Raw genomic sequence first — 21,588 nt, forward strand, 5'->3', positions numbered from 1 at the left:
CCGGACAGTGCTGGGACAACGCCCTCGCCGAGTCGTTCTTCGCCACCATCAAACGGGAGTTGCTCGACACGAGAACCTGGCTCAACCGGGCCGCGGCCCGCACCGCGATCTTCGACTTTGTCGAGGGCTGGTACAACTTGCACCGACTGCACAGCAGCCTCGGCTACCGCAGTCCCGCCGAATACGAGACCGCACCCGCAGCCTGACCACCACACCAATGGTGTCCGTCAAAGCGGAACAAGCTCAGCACACCGAGGAGCGGCGTCAGACACAGGCCGCCGGGCTTGATCCCCGCCTCTTCGCCCACCTCACGGACCGCCGTGGCAAGCAGCGTGCGATCCACTGGCTCGGGATGACCGCCTGGGACCAGGACCAGGCCGCCGGCCTTGTGGTGGATGTGCAGGACGCGCCGGTCACGGGAGATCACCACGGCGCTGCACGTGATGTGCGCCGGCAACGTCGCGCGACTCGTCGGGTCGCCCGCACCGTCGAGTACCGCCAACAGCGCTTCAACGACGGCGTGTTCGGCGGGGTGGCGCACCAGGTACGTCTGGACGAGCGCGCGGATTTCGGACAGGGCGGGCGCCATGTCAGCACCTTTCGAATGTCGGAGAACAGGGATCGGGGTACGAGCCGGCACCCTCGTGCGGGGGCGGTCCGTACGCCACACGGGGTACGGCGAACCGACGTCGGCGCGGGGCAGTCGGAGCCGGAAGCTCGCCAACGGTCACCGTGCCTCCTCGCCATCGGCCGTATCCGAGCCGGGAAGCGGCCAGGACAGTTCCGTGGTGCCGCTGCCGGCGCTGATCCACTGCTGGTCGTGGTCACCGAGATGGAGCCGGTAGACGGACGGCGCTCCTGCGGCCCTCCAGAGAGCGGCGACGCTCTGGATCTCCTCCCAGATGTCCCGGGGCCCCTCCGCCGCCAGACTCCACCGGCCGCTTTCGCCCGCCCGGGCCGTCAGCCAGGATCCGCACACCGGGGCGCCGATGACCAGGTGGTCGGCGCCCCAGTTCCGGACCAGACCGGGATACAGGTGATCGAGCGCAAGCCAGAATCCGCGGGCGTCGTCTGGTGGTGGCGCCGTACGGGTGTGGACGAGGCGACTTGTGTCTTCCCCGGCTTCGATACGGCCGAGGAACTCCCGCGTAATGCACAGCCGTTCGAAGCCGTGACCAGGCCGGTGCCCGAACTCCACGGGGCGCACCTCTCCTTGGACCCGGCCGTCGGCTGCGGCGGTGACGATCGCCAGGCCGGGCCACGACGGTGAGGTGCCGCTGAGGGTCGCCATCGCCCGCCCGCCCGGGGCGAGTTGGCCTACCCAGGCATGCGGAACCCTGGGCACGGCGTACGAGACGAAGATCCGCTCGTACGGCGCGCCACCCGGCCAGCCCTCTGCCCCGTCCCCGGTCACGGCCGTCGGCCAATACCCGAGGTCGGCCAGGCGGGCCTGCGCCGCCTCGGTGAGGTGCGCGTCGCGGTCCAGCGTGACCACGTTCCGGTCGCCGCAGATCCAGCAGGCGATGGCCGCGGTCACGGCGGCGCCCGTACCGATGTCCAGAACCCGCTGTCCCCGCCTCAGATCCAGCTCCTGCAACAGGCCGGCGGTCATGCCCACCACGCTGGTCATCGACGTGATCACCCCACCGGACCTCGGACCCGGGATACGGCCGAGAACCTGTTCGCCGGAGTGCTGGATGAGCACGCTCTCCCCGCCGTGGAGCAGCGCCAGCAGTTCGTCACGGTCGGCCGGATCGGCCCAGGCCAACAGGTCCCACCGCGGCGGTAGTTCTCCGGGAGGGCTGCGCCTCACGTATGCGTGCGGTATCAGCACCTCGCGCCGGATCGCGAGCAGGGCCTCGCGCACCGGTCCCAGCCGCAGCACCCCGGCTTCCTCCAGCCGGGCGACCATGCCCTCCCGCGCCGCAGCCGTGTCCCCGACGGCATGTGTGCACCCCCGCTCCGGCTCAGCCGGATCCGCCGGAGCGGTGTCGCGTTCTGGTGCGCCGTCCTGTGCCGAGGCCACGAGTCGCCCTCTTCCTGTCGCGCGGGAGTTCGGGTGCGTCTGGCTCAACGAGGTGGAAGAGGTTTCGAACGCACGTTTTTCAGACGTGCTGAGATCCGCCGCAGGTGAGGATGGGCGAGGCCTGTGCGATGCAACGACCCTTGCCCAGCCGGGCCCGAGACCAGAGCGATCTTGGCCGAAACGCCGAGCCCGCACCCTCCACTGTCGAACTGTTGGCGCCGCAGACCGGGCGGGTGCGGTGAACGAAGAGCGCCGGTTCACCGGGGGCTTCGCGAGCGCACGCGGGCAGGAACAGGAGAGAGATCGGCCGACGGCGTTCTGCGATGCTGACCTTCGTGCCCTGAGCGGCCGGGATTTGGCTGTTGCCTCGGTGTCGTCGCGCTTGCAGCGCGAGTCGTTCAGCGAGGCTTGGGCTCTGGCCCTCCGGATTGTCTGGCAGGCGCGGGAGGCGGGCCCGGACATTGCTGATCCTGTGGTTGATGCGCACCGACTGCACGACCTCCGCGCAGTCGCGGAACTCGTGCCAAGTCACCAGGGCCTCGGCGGTGTTCCCCCGCTTGCGCTGGACGTGGCCCAGGTCGGCGAGGACGATAGCGCGGGTGCGTCGCCGGTCGAGGCCGTAGGTCTCGGGCGCCTGAAGTAGATGGGCCTCCGCTGCGGTCAGATCGCCCATCCGGGCGTGGACCATCCCGGCCTCGTGGGCCCATCGGCCGCGACTGTCGTGGCTGCCCAGGACTCGCCCGGCTTCACCGGTGGGTTCTCGATCGCTTTCTGCGCTGCTTTCAACAGCCGTACGGCGACGGGTAGGTGACCCAGATCGATTGCCTGGTCGGCGAGGCCGCGTAGGGCGGTGGCGGCAAGTTCGTTCCCGTCGGCCTCTGCTGCGAGGCGGTAGCTGTCGAGGTCGTAGCGCTGGCACAGGCCGTCGAGGCCCTCGTTACGGGCCATCCACCCGATTGACCGGACCAGCGGGTTGGTTGGGGCGAACGGTTCTCGCCCTACCGGATCCGTGTACCTGCCGTCGAGCCAGCGCTGTACGTCGATGGTGAGGTGGCGCACCCCGAGGTGGCGGGCATGGCCGCCACCGGTTTCGGAGGCGGCGTTGCCGAGTCAGGTGGTCATCGTTCGGATAGCGGCGACCTCGCCCATGGCCACCGCGACAGGACCGGGCCGGTTCACGCGGCGGGTGAGTGCCTCGGCGTCGGGCAGGTCGAGAGCGGCCAGGCCGATCGCTGCCGAGGCCGTCAGAAGCGGGTGTAGCTCGTCTGTTAGGGACTGGACCGTGATCGTGTGTGCGCTACTCGGATCGGCGGCGGATTGCGGAGAGGAGGCGCCGCATGCCCATCACGTGCCCGCCCGTCCCGATGACCAGCCGTCGGTAGATGCCGCCGGCCAGGCCGGGAAAAACGGCTCGGCTTTCGGCGCGCAACCGTGATCGACCCGGACTGACGTGTTCGAGGCGAAAGATCAGGGCGTAGGACGAGAAACGATGGCGCCCCTCGAGGACCAGCTCCCGTCCCGGGACCGCAGCGACCACCCGAAAACCGGGCAACGTCGAGCCCTCGGCCAGGGGCCGTGGCCCAGAGGCTGTGCAGTCGGCGGATCCCACCAGTCTCGCGTAGCCGGCCATACCGGGACCCGAGAAGGATCGGTCCAGTGTCTCGCCCAGACTGCGCCAGACGTCGTCGACCCCCGCCGCAATGACCGTCGCGTGCTCATCGATGTACGGCAACGAAGCGATCGGCATCAAAGCCTCCGTGAGGTCCGGTCCAGGTTGGTGCGATTCGTCGAGCCACACCCGTCAGAAACTGCCGTCGATCCACGTCCGAGCCTCCCAGACGCATGGCTGACGCCACGGTATCGCCGAGCGCCTGCTGGTTCCCCTCGGACGGATCGAGTCCTCCAGGTGTGCCCACGTTGCTGGGACGCGGGGAATCGGCTCGCGCCCGCGATGTGCGTTCGCGCTCTCGCCGGCGGCGCTGAGTCCGAGCATCGCTCCAGGGGTAGTCAGGACCGCGGCGATCCGGCCGAGGACGTCCAGACTCGTCGCTTGGCGAAGGTGCCGCTCGATGGCCGAGACGTCGGACTGGCTCAGACCGGTCAGGCTTCCGACCTGCGACTGGCTCGCGCCCGTGTGCCGACGGAAGAAGCGCAAGATTGCGCCGGCGTCACGCGTCGCCAGGGCCTGGGCGATCTCAGGACGATCCCAGAGGCCCTCGGGAGCGGCTAATCGTGTGGGGGTGCTGGACCGCACAGTGACCCCATCGGCAGTGGTGGCGGGCGTTCCCGGTGTCGATGTCGGCCCGGATCGCTGTCACTGGTTTCTCCGCAGGTCGTGTCCGTACAAGTACCGCGGACGACCTCGCTGTCGAGTCCCATCCCGATCAACAAGGCAGTGAGGGGCTGAGGGGGACCCGCCTACGGTTCGACGATGTGCCGAAGATAGGTGTGCGGGTCGGCGAGATAGCGGCGCCAGTGATCCACGACGCCGAGCTCCCGCCAGGCGACCCTCCGCATACCGTGCTCACCGACCTCGATGATGTCCGCGCCCGGCAGGGCGGTCAGCAACGGGGAGTGTGTGGCGCAGATGACCTGGCCGCCCTCCTTGGCCAATCGGTCGATGTGCCCGATCAGCTCGAGGCACGAAGAGAAGGAGAGTGCTGCCTCCGGCTCGTCGAGAACATAGAGCCCGGGGTGCAGGAACTTCCCGCGGAACGCTGCGAGAAAGCCCTCACCATGGCTGACATGGTCCGGCGAGAACCCTTCCCTGCCCAGGGCGTCCAGCGCGGTCTCGGCACGCAGGAAGAAGCCCTTGCGGGCTGACCAGCTGGTGACCATACGGCGTCCGCGCACCGAGGCGGCGTCGAATTTCATACGCTCGCCGAGGGCCGACTTGCCACGAGGGGAAGCGTAGCGCCAGTCGTGGGAGCCGCCGTAGGAGTCGAGGCCGAACCCCTCCGCCAACGCCTCGACCAGGGTCGATTTCCCCGAGCCGTTCTCACCGACCAGAAAGGTCACAGGGGCGGTGAACCGCAGCCCTTCGTCGAGCAGTTGTCGGACGCAGGGCACCGACCAAGGCCAGGTTTCCTCGTCGTACGAGGAGAGATGGGCATACGCGCGTTCGACAATCACGCAACCAGTGTCGCCTGGACTCGGAAGCGTACGTGCACCGCGTATCCGGCGTCAGTACATCGCGCTCGTTGTTGCCCGGGCTCCGATCGGTCACGCAGCTGTTGCCATGAGCTGCGAGGCGGCGCCCTCAATGCCTCCAAGCTGAACTCTGCACACTCGAGTCGGCGGAATGCGCCAATTGCGGCGAGCGGCCACGATGATGGTCAGCCTTGCCAACTACCAGTTGTCATCGCTGATGGAGTTCGAGATCCACACGGTACGAACGACGCGCAAGGCCGTAGAAGGTTGGTCCGTGAGCGGGAGGAACGCTCCGACTCACGGACCAACCCCGGGTGTTTGCTCGCGGCTCCGGAGGCGAGAAGGTCCTGGGTCGTCGGGCTGGTGCGGGATGCGGTGCGGTGCTGCCCGGCTATCCGGCCTTCGAGCGCATCGCGCCGCCATCGGCGGTGTTCAACTCAGCGCAGCTCCCGCGCGTACGGTGCGATGGTGATCCGGTCGATCAGCGGCGCGTAGCGGGAGCGGAGCGGTACGCCGGGGTAGGTGTCCGAGGCGTAGGTGGTGCCGTCGAAGTCGGGCAGTTCCTCGGAGCGGAAGGTGATCGTGTTCCTCCCCTTCTTGAGGTGGACCGGGACGGTCAGTTCCCAGAAGTTGTTCTGGTGGAAGGTGTGCGGGAAGCCGACGCGTTGAGCCGTGCCACCGTTGACGCTGATGTCGGCGTGGCGGGCGAGCGGGTCCGGGTTGTAGTGGGTCGCCTCGGCCTGTTCCGGGTTGGAGTAGCGGATGCGCAGCGCGTACAGGCCGGGCTGCTTGGCGGAGACGGTGAACGTCGCGGTGTTGTTGTTGCCGGGGTCGCCGCCGATGCCGGTGATCGCCGTGCCGTCGGTGGCCAGCGAGAGCGCGGTCAGCGTGGCCGAGCCCGCGAGGGCCGCGTCCTGCGCCTCGTACGTCCGCGCTTCGAGGGTGCCGGTGGTGGGTGTGACGGTGAGGCGGTCGACGAGCGTGGCGGATGAACCACCGGTCACGGTCACCTTGTTGACGCCGCCCGAGAGGGAGACGGCCACGCTGTTCCTGCCCTTGGACAGGCGCTGTACGTCCTGCCCGTTGACCGAGAGCCGGGCACCCTCGCCTCCGAGGGTGTCGACCCTGAGAGTGGCCTCGCGGTCGGCGGCCGAGTACACCCAGAACGTTGCGGTTCCCTTCTTCGGGAGCTTGGCCGCGCCCGAGCCGCTGGCGGAGGCCTTGGCGTGCTTCGGCAGGTCGTAGACGGGCCGCGCCCCGCCGTCCAGCCAGGCCAGCTCGCCCTCGTACACCTGGGTGCCGGCCGAAGCCGCAGGGAGGGTGAGGGTGAGGCGGTCGACGATGGCGTCGCCCTTGGTGACGCGTTTGCCGTCGGAGCTCTGCGCGGCGAGTGTCAGGGTGTGCTTGCCCTTGGTGAGCTTCACCTTGGTGTCGGTGTGGTCCCAGACCACCCACTTGTAGGCGAGCGGCAGGCTGAGCTCCTGCTCGCCGGCCGCGTCGCCGTCCACCCGCAGGAAGACGTTGGTGGGGCCCTGCTCCTTCACCTTGTCGTACGTGTTGAGGGAGTTGGCGAAGACGCTCAGGTCGTAGGTGCCGTCCTCGGGCACGTCCACCGTGAAGTCGAGCGTGACGTCCGAGCCCGTGCGCAGGCCGCCCACGTCGTAGCCGCCGGAGGTGTAGAACTTCGACACGTCACGGGTGGAGCCCTCCGGACCGTTCTTCGAGTAGCCCGACCCGGTGTGAGCCGCGTCCTCCGCCTCGTACGAACCCTGCCAGCGGGTCGACGCCGACTGTGTGGTCTTCGCCTTCCCGGCCGGGCTGAGGACGATCTCGTAGGCCGAGGACTCCTTCAGAGCCGGCAGCGTGCCGTCGCCGAAGTCGACGGCGACCGTGCCGTCGTCGCCGACCTTCAGGTCGGTCTCGGTGAGCAGCTTCGGACCGGAGGAGTCGCCGACCTGCCCGGTCCACTCGATTTCCCGCACCCAGGCGTGCACGCGCTTGCCGAAGAGCTTCGTCGGGACACCCGCGAAGGTGATGTGACCCTTGCCGGTGGACCCGCCGAAGACCAGCCGCGCCTGCTTCTTCTTCTCATCAAGGGTGGCGACGCCCTGCATGGTGTAGTTCTCGCCGGGGAACGGCGGGGTCACCGTGACGGTGTGTCCGCTCATCGAGGCGTACGAGTTCAGCAGCCACCACTGTCCGTTGCCGCGGCCCGACTGCACCGCGGAGTCGGAGAGGTTGCCGTCGATGTTCCAGTACGCGATGTCGGCGTCCACCTTGGACTCCTCGATCGCGGACACCCACTGGATCATCTGGCCGGGGACGGAGGTGTGGTAATTGAAGGCGTACTCGTTGATGTTGATGGGGAGTTGGGTGCCCTCGCGGCTGGTGCCCTTGAACAGCTCCTTCTCCCAGGCCCGGTACTTGGCGACGTTCTCGCGCACCGCCTCCGGGTGGCTCAGCTCGTGCCAGGTGATCATCTGCGGGAGGGTTCCGGCGGTCAGGGTGTGGGTGAGGAAACCCTTCACCTGGTCGTACAGGATGCTGGTGTTGGGGCCGGAGATCCGGGCGTCGGGCATCTTGCTCTTGATGAGCTTGTAGGCGTCGTCCCAGGCGGCGAAGAAGTCGTCGGGGTCGTTGAGCCAGCTGACCTTGTTGTAGCTCCACTCACCGGTGCCGAACATGTTGCCCTCGGGCTCGTTGAACGGCACGAAGACGATGTTGTCCTGGTACTTCTCCGGCAGCTTCAGGACCTGGTCGACCTGCTCGGCGATCTTCTCCTTGTACAGCTTGATCTTCTCCGCGGGCGTGTCGCCCGGCCACTGGTAGGGGAAGCCGCGGTGGATGTCGGTCATGTAGATGTACACGTCGCCGTCGGTGGAGTCGGCCAGCGGCTTGACCACCTCCAGCGCGTCGGCCCCCGGGTGCTGCGGGCCGTCCTGCGCCTTCGTGGAGACCGTGCGCAGACCCATGCCCTCGATGAGGTTGTTGGTGGGGACGTCCGGCCCGTACACGCCGTAGAGGGTGCCGGAGGCTCCGCCGTGGAACGCGCCGGTGTCCGAGCCGAGGTCGACGGTGAGCTGCCCCTCGCGGACCACCGTGACGGTCGCCGTCACAGCGCGTCCGGCCGCGGTTCCGGCGACCGTGAACGTCCCGGGCGTCGCGTATTTCTCCGCCGGTACGGCGTCCCAGGCGATCGGCGTGTCACGGTCGTAGCCGTCGGAGAAGGAGGAGCGCACGGCGGCGGGCAGGGACGGGGCGGTCCCGGTGGTGGTACGGGCCTCGAAGGCCGTCTTCGACAGTTCCAGGACGGTGGGCAGGGACCCGGACATACCGGCCACCTGCTCCGCGCTCAGCGCCGAGTGCCATACGGTGAAATCGTCGATCGCGCCCTTGAGCAGCGGGTCCGGCCAGAAGGACTTTCCGATGTAGCCGGCGGCCGTGGCCGAACTGTCCAGCAGGTCCGTGGCCTTGATGGTGGTCGCGGCGGAGGAGACCGCCACACCGTCCAGGTAGCTGGTGAGCCGGCCGGCGGAGGTGTCCAGGGTGACGGTGACGGTCCGCCAGGCGTCTGCGGGAAGCATCGCGTAGCCGATGGCCTGTGCCTCCGCTCCGCCTCCGCCGGTGGTCACCGAGGTCTGGAACAGCCCGCTGCCGTTGTACGGAGTGCTGAACAAATACTTGGTGGTGTCGGTGCCGAAATCGAAGATCCGCTGCCAGGACGACTTGTCGCCGTTCCACTTCACGCGCGCGGAGACCGTCAGGTCGGTGGCGTCGCCGAGCACTTCGCGGGGCAGGCGCACATACGCCCCGTCGGAAGTGGGCGCTCCGCCGGGCAGGGCCAGCGCCCTGCCGCTGTCCGCGCCCGCGACGGACTGGGCGGTGGAACCGTTCACCAGGGTCGCCGTCAGGCCGTTGCCCGAACTGTCGGCGATCTTGCCGGAGGCGAGGTCGTCCTGGTCGAACGTGTAGTGGGCGGCGGGTTGGGGAGCGTCGGCCGCCTGGGCGGGGCCCGTGGGTGCGGTCAGCAGGCCCGCGCCCAGAGCCACTGCCACGGCGGCCGAGGCCCGGCGCCGGGCGGATCTGTCAGCGGATGGCATGGAAGGCGTCCTCATCCTTGAGTAACGACAAGTCGAACCGATTCGATCTCCGGAGCCGCAGGGGCAAGGGAGTTCTCCGAGCCGGCAGGGACCGTGGCCCGTACGCCTCGGAGAGGGGGCCGTTCGGGTCCTCGGCTGCCGGAAGGATCTCCTCGTCGAACCGGTTCGGCGAAGCTAGCACCGGGTGGTTCCGGCAGCAATCCCTCGGACACCAGGTTCTACCGGCTCGCTCAAAGGCCGCGCAATGTGGGTCGGGGTCTTGACAGACGTTCCGGCGGTTCTTACCTTCACATCACGCGAACCGGTTCGACACCCGGCCGCACCTCTCGTCCCACCCCACCCCTCGTAACAGGTCGGCGCTCTTTCACCCCGAGGTGTCGCACCCGTTCGAGCAAGGAGCCGTCGTGAACATCGGTGAGATCGCCCGGCGGGCCGGTGTCTCGCGAAGCACCGTGTCCTACGCGCTGAGCGGCAAGCGATCCGTGTCCGACGAGACCCGGCGAAGGGTTCAGGAGGTCATCGACGAGCTGGGATACCGGCCCAACGCGAGCGCACGCGCCCTGGCCAACGGCCGGACCAGCACGATCGCTCTGGTCTTCCCGCCGGCCGGGAACCACTACACCGGGATGCAGCTTGATTTCATCGGCAGCGTCGTGGAGGCCGCGGCGGCCCACGACTACGACGTACTGCTCTCCCCGAGCGGTGCGGACAGCGACCGCTCGTTCCAGCGGCTGCTGGGGGAGCGGCGGGTCGACGGCGCGATCCTGATGGAGATCAGGCTGGAGGACGACCGGGTCGATCACCTGGCCGAACTGGCTTTCCCCTCCGTCGCCATCGGCCGCACCGCACACCCCGAGGGCAGCTGGTGGGTCGGTCTGGACCACACCGCGCTGGCGGCGGCGTGCGTCCATCACCTCGCGGATCTCGGCCACCGCAGGATCGCCTTCGTCAACCGGCCGGAGCAGTTGCTGCATGCCGGGTACGAGTCCGCGCACCGTGGACTGGACGGCTTCACCAAGGCCGCCGCCGAGCGCGGGCTGACAGCACGGACTTACTGCTGCGGGGACGATGCCGCGTCCGGCAGGGCATGCCTGGAACAGATCCTGCACGACGATCCGGCGACCACGGCCGTGGTCACGCTGAACGAGGCCGCCCTGGGTGGCCTCTACGGAGGACTCGCCAAGGCGGGCCGCCATGTGCCACGAGACTTCTCCGTCGCCGGGGTGGTCGCCAGCAGGTGGGCGGAGACGGTGACCCCGCAGCTCACCGCGGCGGACGTACCGGCGGAGGAGATGGGCAGGCGCGCCGTCGAACTGCTGGTGGAGCGGCTCGACCACCCCGACGCGCAGCCCCGGCACCATCTTCTGGCGCCACCGATCTCACTGCGGTCCAGCACCGGGCCCGCAGGCGGCATCGCTCCCTAGGGTTGTGACCGCGAGCCCTCGTCGGGTTGGTTGGGGCGGTTGGATGGGCGATGACGCTAGTTCCAACCACTGGAGGTGTGGTGGCTGATCCTGTGCGGGTGCGCAGACCGACCGATCAGGAAGGGCAGAAGCCACAACAGATCGTGCGCCGGGCGGTATCAGCTCCGTGCGCTACCGGCGGGCGATGATGCTGCTGGCGTCCTGCGGCGGGAACCGCGCCCCGGTGATCGCTCAGCTGGTCCAGGCGGACGAGGACACGGTGCGGATGGTGATCCACCGGTTCAACCAGACTGGGCGGGCCTGCCCGGACCCACGATGGCCGGGGAAGCCGGCCCCGCCGGTCGCTCCAGACCGGTGCCTCACCGACGGTGAGCCGCAGGTGCCCCTGCCCCTGCCTCAGCCGGGCGATGCCCTTGCTCTTAGAAGTCATCTCATTTGGTGAGTCGGCGGTAGCAGATGAGGGTGCAGGCGATGGCGGCGAAGGCGAGGAAGTGTTCGGCTTTGCGTTCGTAGCGGCGGTGGAGTCTGCGACAGCCGGCGAGCCAGGCCACTGAGCGTTCTACGACCCAGCGGTGACGGCCCAGGCGAGTAGAGGACTCGACGCCGCATCGGGCCAGACGGTGCGTGATGCCCCGCCCGCGGAGCCATTGCCGCAGCTGGCGGTAGTCGTAGCCCTTGTCGCCGTGCGGCTTGCCGGGCTTACGGCGGCGCGGCCCGCGCCGCGAGCGGATCGGCGGGATACCCCGCACGAGCGGCTCCAGTCCCTGGCTGTCGTGCAGGTTCGCACCCGAGATACCGACTGACAGTGGCAGACCGGTGCGCTCGGTGATCAAATGGATCTTCGACCCGTACTTGCCGCGATCCACAGGATTCGGACCTGTCAGATCCCCCTTTTCATCGCCCGCATGTTCACCGAGTCGATCGCGCACCGCGACCAGTCAAGCTCGCCGCGGGATCCGAGTTCGTCGAGCACCAGGCGGTGGAGCTTGGCCCACACCCTGGCCTTCGTCCACTCGGTGAAGCGTCGGTGAGCCGTCGCGCCGGACGGCCCGAACGACGCAGTCGGCAACTGCTGCCATGTGCAGCCCGAGGTTGCCACGAAGACGATTGCGGCCAGCACTTCGCGGTCGCCATGCCGACGTCGGCCACCACCCTGGGGCCGTGACGGAGCCTCCGGAACCACCCGCTGAAACAGCTCCCACAACTCATCCGGCACCAGCCGCTCAACGATCCTCACCACGACCGCCAGCTTACCCAGCCAAATGAGATGACTTCTTACTGACGGACTGCGTGACCGCCCCGCCGATGTTCTTCGTGAACCCCATGACCCGCAGCACCTGGCCGTTCTCGAAGTCCACGATGTCCTGAGCGGGCGTACGGCGTCTGATCCACGTCCAGCGCAACAACACGTCCAGCATGGTCTGCGTACCCGCGGCCCGCCGTGCCACCGGTCTGCCGTCTCTCGCCAATTCTCATCCTCCGTGGAAATTCATCGTGACCGTGCCTTCTGCTGTTTCGCGAGGCGATCCGCCAGGGCGGTGCGAAAGTGGGAAAAGCGAGTTTCGTCCTCTTCGAGGATCTCGATAATGTCCAACGCGTTCTCCGTGTCTCCCGACATCGCCTCGCGGTAGAGCACCCACAGCCCTTCTCGAGCTCTCTCGCAACACTCCTCGTCGAGATTCTCCCGCCCTGCTGCCGTCTCACTGGAATGCGATTCCCCGGAAACCGCGAACAGCAGAGTCACCAGGAAATGACTGCGCACGAACGGCGCGAGTTCCTCGGTGAGCGCGGCCAGGATCACGGAGACGGCCGGGACCGCCGCCTCGAACAGCATCGACTGGACTTCGACGTGCCCGTCCAGCCGGTAACCGACCGCGTGCTGGGGCGATTTCGCCTCCAGCAGCTTGCGAAAGGTCACCGGAAGGTGCGCCGCACCGTCGCCGCAACCGCACCGCAACCCCGACCAGTTGTACCTCTCCAGCTCAAGCAGAGCCGTACTCAGCACCTTTGCCTCCTACATGCTGTGGCCCGGTTTTGTCGCCGGAAGGGCTCCGGGAACGAACGATTCCAGCTCGCGATCAACATCCTGCGAGCGGCAGGCCACCCCAGCACCGCCGCCGGGATCCGCGAGATGTCCAACGATTCAAGATCTCAGACTTTGCGACAACCCTGCCCGACCTCTACCAGGACCGCCGCCAGTACGTGTGGAACAACGACCACGACACCGCCACCCTGCGCAACGACCACGGACGCTTCATCGACGACGAGCCCTGGGGCCGCGACCGCGACCACCGCCACGATGACGCCCAGCGCCCACACCACCACACGCCAGGAGCAGGCAGCTGACCACGCCATCCGGCCCCGCACGTGAGATGACGGCGCGCCCGGCCTGCAACGGCCTGGCGCACCGCGGGCGTGAGGTGTGAGGCTCCACGGGGCCGGCGTGGTCGGCCCGACCACGCCCCAGACTGAGGCATGGTGAGGTGCCGCTGCCGCCTTCGCGGAACAGCGGAACTACGGCACCTCCTCGACCCCGCATAGGTGCCAAAACCCTGGCGTTCGCCGAGAGTCCCGATACCGGTGACCTATAATTAACTGTCTATGGAAGATAATTCTTTGGAAGATGTGTGATGGCTGACGCTGACCTGAAGCTGCTGTACCGGGAGCTGGTCTCGCTGGAGATCGAGTTGTGGGACGGCATTGAGGGGCGGTTGCGGACGGAGTACGACTTGGCGCTGACCTCGTTCGAGGTGCTGCACCTGCTGTTGCGGCGGCCGGGGCGACGGATCCAGGACATCGCGGAGGAGTTCTCGATCACGGTGGGCGGCACGAGCAAGGTCGTCGACCGTCTGGAGGCGGCGGGCCTGTGTGGGCGGCGAGCCAATCCGAACGACCGCCGTTCCTCGATCGTCGAGCTCACCCCTGAGGGGCAGAAGCTGGTGGACGGGGCGCTGAAGGTCTTCGAGGAGGAGCTGGAACTGCGGATCGGGTCGGTGATTCCCGAGGAGTCGGTACGTGAGGTGACCGCGGTCCTCAGTACGCTGCGGGCGGCCGGCCGTGCTCTGGACGCGGAGCGGAAGGCCGAGAGTCAGACGCCGGTTCCGGCGATGCGGGCGCCGAAGCAGCCCGGCCGGTCGGCCTCGTGAGCCAGAGCGTCTCGGGCACGACAACGGGCGGCTGGTGCCGGGCAGGTGGCGATGTTCACCTGCCCCGCACCAGCCGCCCGTTGTCGTTCAGTCGGCGATGCCGTTGAAGGCGATGACTTTGTCGATGTGGGCGCGGACGAGGAGGTTGCCGGGGCCGCCGTTGCGGGCGGCGTACTCCTGGGTGCGGTCTTCGCCCATGTAGCGGGCGCCGAGGAGACCGCCCCAGTGCAGCATCTCGTCTGGGTTCGCGGAGGTCTCGGTGAGCCCTTGGAGGATGACGAACGCGTATGGGGGGTGGTCGTCGTCGACGCAGAGGGCGAAGCGTCCGTCGCGGGCGAGGTTGCGGCCCTTGACGCCCTCCTTCTCGGTGGTGAGCACGATGTCGTCGCCGTCGAGAAGGAACCAGACCGGGGTGACGTGCGGACTGCCGTCGGCCCGGACGGTCGACAGCTTGCCGGTGCGGGTGCCGTGCGTGACGAATGCCCGCCACTGTCCGTCGGTCATCTTCCGCATGCGATGCCTTTCACTCTGGTGGGGCCGTTCGCCACCCCAAGGCCGGGCCGGCTCGGGATGCGCAGTGGGTGTCAGCGGCCCCAGAAGGCGTCTTCGGCGTTCTGGGCGCTGGAGAAGAGCCACATCTCGGTGATCTTGCCGTTCTGGATGCGCAGGAGGTCCACGCCGTCCATGGCCATGGACGTGTCGCCGCGGCGGCCGGTGAAGTGGATGGTGGCGGCGACCAGGTCGCCGTTGCCCATGAGGGAGTGGATCTTGTCGATGGCGAAGCTGCCCTGGCTGGCCTCCATCATGCCGCCGAGCATCTGGAAAACGGCGTCCCGGCCCTTGTGGTCCCCCGAGAACTGGTTGGCGCCGGGCTGGTGCCAGACGATCTCTTCGTCGAGGAGGCTGCCGAGGGCGGCCATGTCTCCGGTCTGTACGGCCTGGAAGTAGGCGCGGGCCAGGTCGAGGTTGGCAGTGGTCATCGTGGTCTCCTTGGGTTCGGTCGGGATCATCGGGAACCTCCCGGTCGGGGGAACGGTGGTACGAGGCAGGCCGGAAGGGGCACAGGTTGCGGTGCCGCCCGCTCTCTGAAGGGCAGCTGGCGACGGGGCGGCCGGCGGCCCGTGGTCGGGCTTACGGGGCGGGTGCGGAGAAGACGCCGAAGTGGTTGCCGGCGGTGTCCTCCAGCCGGGCGAAGGTGAGGCCCGCGGAGTCGGAGACCGGCTCCATGAGGACCGTGGCGCCGAGTTCACGGCCGCGCTCGACAGTCGCGGCGACGTCCTGGACCAGGACGTAGAAGATCGCGTAGTTGGGAAATTTGCCCTCCGACTCCCACATGCCGCCGGTCGGCTGCCCGGCGCCCGGCGTCGTCACGGAGTGGTAGGTCACGCCGGGGGTGTTGGTGTTGAGGGCGTACTTCCAGTCGAAGAGCCCGCCGTAGAACTCCCTGACCTTCTCGGGCTGGTCGGTGCCGAACTCGAACCACGCAACCGAGTTGAAGGCGGGGACCGTCATGACATGCACTCCTTATCATCCGAAAAAGTATGATATCCAACTCTTTGCGACAGGCTGAATCCAGGCGGTGACCGCCGCCCTTGGGGGCTCGCGAGAACCCGGCAGAGGTGGCGGGCTCCGAACCGGTCCGGTGTCCAGCAAATCATTTCCATTCCATGGAAGCAACTTCCATAGATTATTGTTCCGTGTGTATGGGTTCGGTGGCCTGCGGTCTGCCGGCCCTCGGACAGCACGGGACCCCGGCACGTCGGACACGGACCGCCGGGCCGCAGGAAGGAAGTACGTCATGGAGCCGGTCGAGATCGAGGCGAAGACCCTGATCCAGAAGTCGAAGACCCCGTCGAACGACTACGTCATCAACCCCTACACCGGCTGCGTGCTGGGCTGTGCCTACTGCTTCGCCAGCTTCGCCGGGCGCCAGTTCGGCCGGTCCGTCAAGGAGTGGGGCGACTACCTGTACGTGAAGAAGAACGCGGTCGAGCTCGCCCGCAAGGAGCTGGCGAAGATGCCGCAGGACAAGCGGCGGGGCACGATGCTGCTCAGCTCGGTCACCGACCCCTACCAGGGCCACGAGACGAAGTACCGGCTCACCCGCGGCATCCTGCGCGAACTGCAAGCGGTCGCGTACCCGGGCCTGGTCCGCATCCTCACCAAGTCGCCCGTCGTCACCCGCGACATCGACCTGCTCACCAGCCTGCCGCGCGCCGAGGTCGGCATGACCGTGACCACCACCGACGACAAGGTCAGCCGCTGGCTGGAGGTCCGCGCCCCGCTCGCCTCCCGCCGCCTGCGCACCCTGGCCGAGCTCAACGAGGCCGGCATTCGCACCTACGCCTTCGTCGGCCCGCTCCTACCCCACTTCGCCACCCAGCCCGAACTCCTGGACGACCTCTTCGGCCGGCTCGTCGAGGCCGGGGTGAGAGAGGTGTTCATGGAGCACATCAACCTCAAGCGGTACATCCGTGAGCGTATGGACCAGGTCCTCGCCGACGAGCCCGAAGACGTCCGCGAGGCGTACCTCCAGGCGCGGACCAAAGAGCACCGCGAACAGCTCGACGCGATCGTGGCGGAGCTGCTGGACAAGCACGGACTGCGGCTGCGCTTCGAGGAGGTCGTCCACCACGACGACAACGACGCCCTGCGCCAGAGGCTCGCATCCTCGGCGTGACTATGACCGTGTCCGGGCCGCCGGACCAGGCGTACGTCAGGCGGTGACGCCAGGCTCGGGATCCGGCACCGCCATGGCCCAGGCTCCCATGGCCTCCAGGACCGCGCGCAGCCCCTCGCTGAGAGGGGTCAGCGCGTACTCGACGCGCGGCGGGATCTCCGCGTAGGCCGTGCGGGTGACGATGCCGTGCCGCTCGAACTGGCGCAGCCGTGCCGCCGCGCGACCCTGGCCGCTGGCCTGGCCGGCAGCGGCACGTCCGACGCGGTCATCGCGCCCGAGCTCCACCTCGAGAACCTGCTCATGCCGCACGTCATCGGCTCGGTCCGCGAGCGCGGCGTACTGCTCTACCGGATCCGGCCCGACTTCCCCGCCTCCTGGGCCTCACACCTGGACGCCGCCGACGCCGCCCTGCTCGACGGCACGGACGTCACCGGCGTGGTCTCCGTCGGCCAATACCCGGCGATCAGGGGGCCGGATCTGGCCGAGGCGTTCGGCGCCCGGCTCGGACGCGACGTGGTCTTCGACCAGATCACCGCCGAGGAGCTCCGTACCTCAATGGCTCCCCTGATCGGCGAGCAGGGCTGCTCCGGCGCCGTGCCGTTGCAGCCGGTCCTGGAGCCGCTCGAACGCGAGGCGGCCCGCGGCGTCCCATACGACCGGCTCGCCGTCCAGCGCTGTCGCGTCCGGTAGTTGTGCGGTCCCGGCGACTACCTCGGGGAAGGGCGGCCCCATCTCGGTGCCGCGCCTCGAGCGCAGTACCACCCGCCCCGCGTCGATGGAGACCTGGGCCTGTCACCTGTCCCACTTCGGCTCTCCCGCCCACCCCGGCAGCCGGCCTGGGTCGGGCACCGGGGCGGCGAGCATCGGTTGCGGCAGTGTCCACGTCACAGCCCATGCCTTCCACCCAGCCGGCCCGTCGGTCAACCGAGTGCGCGTACGCACCTGACCACCGGCCCGACCATGGACCCGTCCACGGCAGGTCAGTGCACTGCAACACCTCGGCGGGGGCTGTGTGCTGAGCTTCTGGCGCACGTCCAGGCGGCGCAGCCGGACACCGGGCTGCCCGGATCCCGTGTCGTACGGTCTGGTGTCGCGGCCGCCCACCGTCCGCAACGGATCTCACCGAACCCGGCGGTGCCGCCGGTACGGCCGAAAGATCTGAACCGATACAGGGAATCAGGCCGCGACGAGCTCCTGCTCGCGGTCCGGCGTCTTGACCGTGGGCTTCTTGTTCGGCAGCGAGAGCCGGAAGACCTTGTGCCACGCGGAGAGCACCTGCTTGGGCAGCGGCCCGGTGACGTACTCCAGCTCGTACTTTTCGAACAGCGCGCGCACCTTCACCGCGACCTCGGCGTACCGGTTGCTCGGCAGGTCCGGGAACAGGTGGTGCTCGATCTGGTGCGACAGGTTGCCGGTCATGAAGTGCATGGCTTTGCTGCCGCTGATGTTCGCCGAGCCCATCATCTGGCGCAGGTACCACTGGCCGCGGGTCTCGCCCTTGATCGAGCGGCGCTCGAAGACCTGTACGCCCTCGGGGAAGTGCCCGCACATGATCACCGAGTGGGTCCAGATGTTGCGGACCAGGTTCGCGGTGAACGTGGCGGCGAGCGTGGTGAGGAACGACGGGCCCGACAGCAGCGGGTGGATCACGTAGTCCTTGAGCACCTGCTTGCGGATCTTGCGGCCCACGGCCTTGGCCCGCGCGCGGAACTCGGGGTTCTTGCGGCGGCGCTTTTGCAGGTTCTTGGCGAGCTCCAGGTCGTACGCTGCGATGCCGTACTCGAAGAAGCAGGCGTTGAGGAAGTTCCACAGCGGCTGGCCGAGGTGGAACGGGTGCCACCTCTGGTCCTCGTCGACGCGCATGATGCCGTAGCCGAGGTCGTTGTCCTTGCCGATCACGTTGGTGTACGTGTGGTGCAGCTCGTTGTGCGAGTGCTTCCACTGCTCGGACGGCGAGGCGTGATCCCACTCCCAGGTGGTGGAGTGGATCTTCGGGTCCCGCATCCAGTCCCACTGGCCGTGCAGGACGTTGTGGCCGATCTCCATGTTGTCCATGATCTTCGCCACGGACAGACCGGCGGTGCCGAGCAGCCAAGCGGGCGGGAAGATCGAGAACAGCAGCACGCCCCTGCTGACCAGCTCGAGCTTGCGTTGCGCCGAGATGACCTTACAGATGTAGGCGGCGTCTTTCTCGCCGCGGACGGCGATCACCTCGTCGCGGATCGCGTCCAGCTCGCGGCCGAGCTCCTCGATCTGCTCCGCGGTCAGGTGGGCGGTGGGGTCGGTGGCGGTCAAGGTGCTCCTACCGTTCGATGTCGCAGGGGCCCGCCGCGGCGGACACGCAGGTCTGGATGAGGACGCCCGGCTCGGCCTCGGTGATCTCGCCGGTGCGCAGGTCGCGGACGGCGCCCGCCTTGAGCGGCGTGACGCAGCCGAAGCAGATGCCCATGCGGCACCCGGAGGGCATGAGCACGCCGGCCTCCTCGCCGATGTCCAGCAACGGAGTGGCGCCGTCCGCGTCGACGGTCTTGCCGGTGGTGCTGAACGTGACCTCGCCACCGTCGCCGACGACGGCGATGCCGGGGCGGAAGCGTTCGGTGTGCAGGCGCTCTTGTGCGCCGTGCTCGGTCCAGCGCTCTTCGGCGGCGTCGAGCAGGCCCGCGGGCCCACAGGCCCAGGTCTCGCGCTCGGTCCAGTCGGGTACGAGTTCGTCGAGACGGGCGATGTCGAGCACGCCGTCCGTGTCGGTGTGCACCTCGGTGAGCCGCAGGTTCTTGTCCGCGACCAGGCCGTGCAGTTCGTTGCGGAAGATCACGTCTTGCGGCTGTGGCGCCGAGTGGACCATGACGACGTCGTCGAACTCGGTGTCGCGCAGCATGCCCATCACGGGCGTGATGCCGCTGCCGGCCGTCAGGAAGAGCACCTTGGCGGGCTTGGCCTGCGGCAGCACGAAGTCACCGGTCGGCTGGTCGAGCTGGATCAGCGTGCCCGGTTTCGCCCTGCGGACCAGGTGGTTGCTGACCTTGCCGTCCGGGATCGCCTTCACGGTGATCGTGACGCGGCCGTCCTGGCGGCTTGTCGGTGAGGTGATGGAGTAGGCACGCCACAGGCGCACCCCGTCGACGTCGACCCCGATGCGCACGTACTGACCGGCTGTGTGGCCGCGCCAGCCCCGTCCCGGCCTGATCACGATGGTCGCTGCGTCACCCGTCTCGGGGTGCACGGCCTCGATGCGCCCACGCAGGTCAGCGCCCGCACGCAGCGGGCCGACCAGGTCGAGGTAGTCCGACGGCAGTAGCGGCGTCGTGACCATCTCCAGCAGTTTCCACGCCCTGCTGCGGAGGGCTGTACTCGTCATGACTCCAGCTTGCTGCGCCTCAGGGCGTAAAGTCCTGACCGCAGGACGTGAATCTGGTCGACTGAATTGTTCACAGGGAACAAAAAATGGGGCATGCAATCAGGAGGGCCAGCGAACTGGCCCTGGATGAGACGACGGTCACCGCACTTCGGGCCGCGCTGAAGACCACGGCCGACGAGATCGTCCAGGCGATCATCGACGAGGTCCCTTCCTACGCCAACGCCCTTTCGGGCCGCATGGGCGCCACCATCCGCCGGGCCGTCCGCACCGCCCTGGGGCACTACCTGGACCTCGCGAGCGGGAACGCCACAGGCGGCGACGCCGGTGACGCGGCCTACGAGCTGGGGCGCGGCGAGGTGCGCGACGGCCGTTCGATGGACGCCCTGCTCAGCGCCTACCGCGTCGGCGCCCGCGTGGCCTGGCGATGCCTGGCAGCGGGTGCCGTACCCGCAGGGCTGCCCGCCGCCGAGGTCGCCAAGTTCGCCGAGCTGACCTTCGCCTACATCGACGAGCTCTCCGCCGCGAGCGCCGCGGGCCACGCCGACGAACTGGGCACCCGGGGCAGGGCCCAGGAGCGCCACCTGGAACACCTGGCCCGCGACCTCCTCGCCGACGCGAGCCCGGACGTGCTGCTGGCCTCTGTTCAACGGGCCGGGTGGCAGCCTCCGGTTTCACTGACCGCGGTCCTGCTGCCCGCCGCCCAGGCTCGGCCCGCCTACCGCGCGCTCGACCCGAGCACCCTCGTCCTCGACGATCTGCCGGACGCCACCGGTGTGCTGCTCGTCCCCGATGCCGACCGATCACATCTCTTGCGGCAGCTGACCGACCGCACCGCCGTGGTCGGCCCGGCCCGGCCATGGACTCGTGCGTCCGCCTCGTACGCACGAGCCGTACGCGCGCGCTCCCTCTCCTCTGATATTCGCGACACCGAGGACCACCTGCCCGAGCTGGTGCTGAGCGCCGACGTGGACGCGTTCGCAGACCTGCGTGCCCGAGCCCTCGCACCGTTGCGGACCTTGCCTGTCGCGACCGCACGGCGGCTGGAGGAGACGTTGCGGGCGTGGCTGCTGCACCAGGGCAGGCGGGACGAGGTGGCGGCGGCGTTGTTCGTCCATCCCCAGACGGTCCGGTACCGGATGTCGCAGCTGCGGGAGCTGTTTCCGGACCTCGCATCGCCACACCGGGTCCTTGAACTGACGCTGGCGGTCGGTCTTCGGGTCAGCTGACGCGTACTTCGACCGTCCACGACCGCGTCCGCGAGCGGTCCAGGAACCGTGCCTCGTTCTCGGTGCCATCAGCCGGCTCATGCGGCCCGGGGAAGAGCGGTATCAGCCAGCTGAGACCGGGGCTGACGTGAAGACCGGACAAGGCATCGGGAAGCCCGTCGGGGGCGCTGTCTCTGACAAGCGCGGTGGCGGATACGGATCGACTGGGTCCGGTGGGCGACGCGCACCGGCCCGCTCGTCGACGCGCTCATCGAGCATCTGGTCGGTGATCCGGTCCGCTATGCCCTGGAAAACGGCTTTCATGTCGTCGTGGAGGGTGCTGTCCTGGCTGGAGCTGATCCACGGGCGCGCGGCGGGCTGCAGCTGGGTGACCGGCGGGACGGCCAGGCCGGGTCACCCGAGTCGGGAGGCCGGGCCGCTCGCGCCGGGGACCGCCGTGGTTCTGCGACGGCCCCGTGCCTCTCTTCCGGCAGGTCAA

Annotated in this window: 22 protein-coding genes and 3 pseudogenes; 8 read left to right on the plus strand and 17 right to left on the minus strand. The window is 68.5% G+C overall.

Annotated features, from left to right (window positions below; all coding sequences use genetic code 11):
- A partial coding sequence (locus G3I71_RS51740; RefSeq protein WP_164322794.1) for an integrase core domain-containing protein occupies window positions 1-206 on the plus strand: 206 nt, incomplete at its 5' end.
- Here the strand turns inward: G3I71_RS51740 and G3I71_RS39565 are convergent.
- From G3I71_RS39565 to G3I71_RS39595, 8 genes are all read right to left on the minus strand, one after another.
- Window positions 164-589: an NUDIX domain-containing protein gene (locus G3I71_RS39565; protein WP_164322797.1), complete on the minus strand. Its 426-nt coding sequence runs from the start codon at window positions 587-589 to the stop codon at window positions 164-166. The two genes, G3I71_RS51740 and G3I71_RS39565, sit on opposite strands and share 43 nt — an antisense overlap.
- A 138-nt stretch (window positions 590-727) precedes the next feature.
- Complete coding sequence (locus tag G3I71_RS39570; protein ID WP_343243208.1) at window positions 728-2,026, minus strand: protein-L-isoaspartate O-methyltransferase; 1,299 nt, start codon at window positions 2,024-2,026, stop codon at window positions 728-730.
- Window positions 2,027-2,105: 79 nt separating this feature from the next.
- Complete coding sequence (locus tag G3I71_RS52810; protein ID WP_343243209.1) at window positions 2,106-2,699, minus strand: hypothetical protein; 594 nt, start codon at window positions 2,697-2,699, stop codon at window positions 2,106-2,108.
- Complete coding sequence (locus tag G3I71_RS52815; RefSeq protein ID WP_343243210.1) at window positions 2,687-2,974, minus strand: hypothetical protein; 288 nt, start codon at window positions 2,972-2,974, stop codon at window positions 2,687-2,689. Before G3I71_RS52815 ends, G3I71_RS52810 begins: the two co-directional genes overlap by 13 nt.
- 349 nt (window positions 2,975-3,323) lie before the next feature.
- The gene (locus G3I71_RS39580) at window positions 3,324-3,773 is read right to left on the minus strand and encodes a hypothetical protein (RefSeq protein ID WP_164322799.1); all 450 of its coding nucleotides are present in this window, start codon (window positions 3,771-3,773) and stop codon (window positions 3,324-3,326) included.
- A 54-nt stretch (window positions 3,774-3,827) separates the two neighbouring features.
- A complete protein-coding gene (locus G3I71_RS53015) occupies window positions 3,828-4,280 on the minus strand; it encodes a helix-turn-helix domain-containing protein (protein ID WP_369335578.1) in 453 nt (150 codons plus the stop codon).
- A 164-nt stretch (window positions 4,281-4,444) separates the two neighbouring features.
- Complete coding sequence (locus tag G3I71_RS39590; RefSeq protein ID WP_164322801.1) at window positions 4,445-5,158, minus strand: AAA family ATPase; 714 nt, start codon at window positions 5,156-5,158, stop codon at window positions 4,445-4,447.
- A gap of 455 nt (window positions 5,159-5,613) precedes the next feature.
- Window positions 5,614-9,276, minus strand: coding sequence for a LamG-like jellyroll fold domain-containing protein (locus tag G3I71_RS39595; RefSeq protein ID WP_164322803.1), 3,663 nt, complete (start codon window positions 9,274-9,276; stop codon window positions 5,614-5,616).
- A gap of 404 nt (window positions 9,277-9,680) precedes the next feature.
- Between G3I71_RS39595 and G3I71_RS39600 the strand changes: the two genes are divergently transcribed.
- Together G3I71_RS39600 and G3I71_RS51745 are read left to right on the plus strand one after the other, a co-directional pair.
- Window positions 9,681-10,700, plus strand: a complete 1,020-nt coding sequence (locus G3I71_RS39600; RefSeq protein ID WP_164322805.1) for a LacI family DNA-binding transcriptional regulator — start codon at window positions 9,681-9,683, stop codon at window positions 10,698-10,700.
- Between the two features lie 80 nt (window positions 10,701-10,780).
- Window positions 10,781-11,025: pseudogene (locus G3I71_RS51745) on the plus strand (helix-turn-helix domain-containing protein); the annotation flags it as partial.
- A 106-nt stretch (window positions 11,026-11,131) separates the two neighbouring features.
- On the opposite strand, the gene G3I71_RS39610 reads toward G3I71_RS51745, so the two are convergent.
- From G3I71_RS39610 to G3I71_RS39620, 3 genes are all read right to left on the minus strand, one after another.
- Window positions 11,132-11,931 (minus strand): IS5 family transposase gene (locus G3I71_RS39610; RefSeq protein WP_343243217.1). Its coding sequence is split into 2 segments (ribosomal slippage): window positions 11,132-11,593 and window positions 11,596-11,931, totalling 798 coding nucleotides; the frame shifts between segments, so codons are not numbered across the junction.
- Between the two features lie 19 nt (window positions 11,932-11,950).
- On the minus strand, window positions 11,951-12,148 hold the full coding sequence (locus G3I71_RS39615) for a hypothetical protein (RefSeq protein ID WP_164322787.1): 198 nt from the start codon (window positions 12,146-12,148) through the stop codon (window positions 11,951-11,953).
- A 41-nt stretch (window positions 12,149-12,189) separates the two neighbouring features.
- Window positions 12,190-12,705, minus strand: coding sequence for a hypothetical protein (locus tag G3I71_RS39620; protein ID WP_164322807.1), 516 nt, complete (start codon window positions 12,703-12,705; stop codon window positions 12,190-12,192).
- Between the two features lie 170 nt (window positions 12,706-12,875).
- Here G3I71_RS39620 and G3I71_RS39625 point away from each other — a divergent pair.
- Window positions 12,876-13,046: pseudogene (locus G3I71_RS39625) on the plus strand (lamin tail domain-containing protein); the annotation flags it as partial.
- A gap of 284 nt (window positions 13,047-13,330) precedes the next feature.
- Window positions 13,331-13,846, plus strand: a complete 516-nt coding sequence (locus G3I71_RS39630; RefSeq protein ID WP_164322811.1) for a MarR family winged helix-turn-helix transcriptional regulator — start codon at window positions 13,331-13,333, stop codon at window positions 13,844-13,846.
- A gap of 87 nt (window positions 13,847-13,933) precedes the next feature.
- On the opposite strand, the gene G3I71_RS39635 is transcribed toward G3I71_RS39630, so the two are convergent.
- The 3 genes from G3I71_RS39635 to G3I71_RS39645 all read right to left on the minus strand — a co-directional run bounded on the left by G3I71_RS39635 (window position 13,934) and on the right by G3I71_RS39645 (window position 15,358).
- A complete protein-coding gene (locus G3I71_RS39635; protein ID WP_164322813.1) occupies window positions 13,934-14,359 on the minus strand; it encodes a PPOX class F420-dependent oxidoreductase in 426 nt (141 codons plus the stop codon).
- 71 nt (window positions 14,360-14,430) lie between these two features.
- Window positions 14,431-14,826 (minus strand): nuclear transport factor 2 family protein, encoded by a 396-nt coding sequence (locus G3I71_RS39640; protein WP_164322815.1) that lies wholly within the window; start codon window positions 14,824-14,826, stop codon window positions 14,431-14,433.
- A gap of 151 nt (window positions 14,827-14,977) precedes the next feature.
- Window positions 14,978-15,358, minus strand: a complete 381-nt coding sequence (locus G3I71_RS39645) for a VOC family protein (protein ID WP_164322817.1) — start codon at window positions 15,356-15,358, stop codon at window positions 14,978-14,980.
- 286 nt (window positions 15,359-15,644) lie between these two features.
- Here G3I71_RS39645 and G3I71_RS39650 point away from each other — a divergent pair, with 286 nt between their 5' ends.
- Window positions 15,645-16,526, plus strand: coding sequence for a radical SAM protein (locus tag G3I71_RS39650; RefSeq protein ID WP_164322820.1), 882 nt, complete (start codon window positions 15,645-15,647; stop codon window positions 16,524-16,526).
- Window positions 16,527-16,562: 36 nt separating this feature from the next.
- On the opposite strand, the pseudogene G3I71_RS50505 reads toward G3I71_RS39650, so the two are convergent.
- Window positions 16,563-16,739, minus strand: a pseudogene (locus tag G3I71_RS50505) (winged helix-turn-helix transcriptional regulator); the annotation flags it as partial.
- 87 nt (window positions 16,740-16,826) lie between these two features.
- Here G3I71_RS50505 and G3I71_RS39660 point away from each other — a divergent pair.
- Window positions 16,827-17,216: a hypothetical protein gene (locus tag G3I71_RS39660; protein ID WP_203732572.1), complete on the plus strand. Its 390-nt coding sequence runs from the start codon at window positions 16,827-16,829 to the stop codon at window positions 17,214-17,216.
- 486 nt (window positions 17,217-17,702) lie between these two features.
- On the opposite strand, the gene G3I71_RS39665 is transcribed toward G3I71_RS39660, so the two are convergent.
- On the minus strand, window positions 17,703-18,821 hold the full coding sequence (locus G3I71_RS39665) for an acyl-CoA desaturase (protein ID WP_164322825.1): 1,119 nt from the start codon (window positions 18,819-18,821) through the stop codon (window positions 17,703-17,705).
- Window positions 18,822-18,828: 7 nt separating this feature from the next.
- Entirely contained in the window at window positions 18,829-19,884 is a 1,056-nt protein-coding gene (locus G3I71_RS39670; protein ID WP_164322827.1) for a ferredoxin reductase, read from the minus strand.
- 86 nt (window positions 19,885-19,970) lie between these two features.
- Between G3I71_RS39670 and G3I71_RS39675 the strand changes: the two genes are divergently transcribed.
- The gene (locus G3I71_RS39675) at window positions 19,971-21,110 is read left to right on the plus strand and encodes a CdaR family transcriptional regulator (protein ID WP_164322829.1); all 1,140 of its coding nucleotides are present in this window, start codon (window positions 19,971-19,973) and stop codon (window positions 21,108-21,110) included.
- Window positions 21,111-21,588: the final 478 nt, after the last annotated feature.

The organism is Streptomyces sp. SID12501 (assembly GCF_010550245.1).
Lineage (GTDB): Bacteria > Actinomycetota > Actinomycetes > Streptomycetales > Streptomycetaceae > Streptomyces.

Coding starts and splice junctions, on each gene's coding strand:
- G3I71_RS39565 (WP_164322797.1), bottom strand. CDS start 589: ATGGCGCCCGCCCTGTCCGAAATCCGCGCGCTCGTCCAGACGTACCTG.
- G3I71_RS52810 (WP_343243209.1), bottom strand. CDS start 2,699: ATGGGCGATCTGACCGCAGCGGAGGCCCATCTACTTCAGGCGCCCGAG.
- G3I71_RS52815 (WP_343243210.1), bottom strand. CDS start 2,974: ATGGCCCGTAACGAGGGCCTCGACGGCCTGTGCCAGCGCTACGACCTC.
- G3I71_RS39580 (WP_164322799.1), bottom strand. CDS start 3,773: ATGCCGATCGCTTCGTTGCCGTACATCGATGAGCACGCGACGGTCATT.
- G3I71_RS39595 (WP_164322803.1), bottom strand. CDS start 9,276: ATGCCATCCGCTGACAGATCCGCCCGGCGCCGGGCCTCGGCCGCCGTG.
- G3I71_RS39630 (WP_164322811.1), top strand. CDS start 13,331: ATGGCTGACGCTGACCTGAAGCTGCTGTACCGGGAGCTGGTCTCGCTG.
- G3I71_RS39635 (WP_164322813.1), bottom strand. CDS start 14,359: ATGCGGAAGATGACCGACGGACAGTGGCGGGCATTCGTCACGCACGGC.
- G3I71_RS39640 (WP_164322815.1), bottom strand. CDS start 14,826: ATGACCACTGCCAACCTCGACCTGGCCCGCGCCTACTTCCAGGCCGTA.
- G3I71_RS39645 (WP_164322817.1), bottom strand. CDS start 15,358: ATGACGGTCCCCGCCTTCAACTCGGTTGCGTGGTTCGAGTTCGGCACC.
- G3I71_RS39650 (WP_164322820.1), top strand. CDS start 15,645: ATGGAGCCGGTCGAGATCGAGGCGAAGACCCTGATCCAGAAGTCGAAG.
- G3I71_RS39660 (WP_203732572.1), top strand. CDS start 16,827: ATGCCGCACGTCATCGGCTCGGTCCGCGAGCGCGGCGTACTGCTCTAC.
- G3I71_RS39670 (WP_164322827.1), bottom strand. CDS start 19,884: ATGACGAGTACAGCCCTCCGCAGCAGGGCGTGGAAACTGCTGGAGATG.
- G3I71_RS39675 (WP_164322829.1), top strand. CDS start 19,971: ATGGGGCATGCAATCAGGAGGGCCAGCGAACTGGCCCTGGATGAGACG.